The organism is Mesorhizobium sp. M7A.F.Ca.US.007.01.2.1 (assembly GCF_003998165.1).
Lineage (GTDB): Bacteria > Pseudomonadota > Alphaproteobacteria > Rhizobiales > Rhizobiaceae > Mesorhizobium > Mesorhizobium ciceri.
In genome coordinates this window covers 1-708 of the sequence record NZ_RZQP01000511.1, presented here as the reverse complement: position 1 = coordinate 708, position 708 = coordinate 1, and the positions used below count along the sequence as shown (strand labels likewise).

Genomic DNA, 708 nt, shown 5'->3' with positions numbered 1-708 from the left:
CCGGCACCGTGCTGATCGCCGACGGCAACCAGAGCCGCTGGGCCCGGGTGGGGCGGGTGACGGGTGCCCGGATGGTCGATCTGAGCCGGGACGCCGTTGCCGCCGCAACTGCCAATGCCCCGCTGCTCGCGGCCATCGAGGCGACCGGCAGCGTCGCGGCGCTCAATCAGCTGCTCGGCGTTCTCGATCCCGGCGGTACGATCGCCATGGTCGGCATCTTCCACGGCCGCCTCGACATTGATCCCAATACGCTGGTCGAACGCGAAATCGGGTTGCTGGGATGCCATGCCTTTGCCGACGAACTGCCCGAGGCCGTGCGGATGCTGGGTGAATTGAGCGAACCGCTGCTGGCGCTGATCGACCAGGAGATCGGCCTGGATGACATTCCGGCTGCCTATGAGCGGCTGTTGGCGGGGCGCAGCGACGGCTTGAAAACAATCATCCGCATGCGGCAACCTGTCGAGTCGTGATTTCCGATGAATCGCCGGAAAGGACTTTTGAAATGATCACTTTGCCCGACACCGCCAGCCCTCTTTACGAGAAGGTGAAGGACTACATCCTGGCAAACATCGGAACGGGCCGGTGGGGCAAAGATCGCAAGCTGCCGTCCGAGAATGAGTTGGTCGCTTCACTCGGCGTCTCGCGGATGACGGTTCACCGGGCGCTCAGAGAATTGACCTCGGCCGGGTTTCTGATCCGCCTGCAAGG

Annotated in this window: 2 protein-coding genes; both read left to right on the top strand. The window is 63.6% G+C overall.

Translation table 11 applies throughout. The annotated features are described in order from the left end of the window. Positions 1–470: zinc-binding dehydrogenase (locus tag EN949_RS35525; RefSeq protein WP_164782689.1), on the top strand; the 470-nt coding region annotated here is incomplete at its 5' end. Between the two features lie 32 nt (positions 471–502). After that, on the top strand, positions 503–708 hold a 206-nt coding region (locus EN949_RS35520), incomplete at its 3' end, for a GntR family transcriptional regulator (protein WP_127371996.1).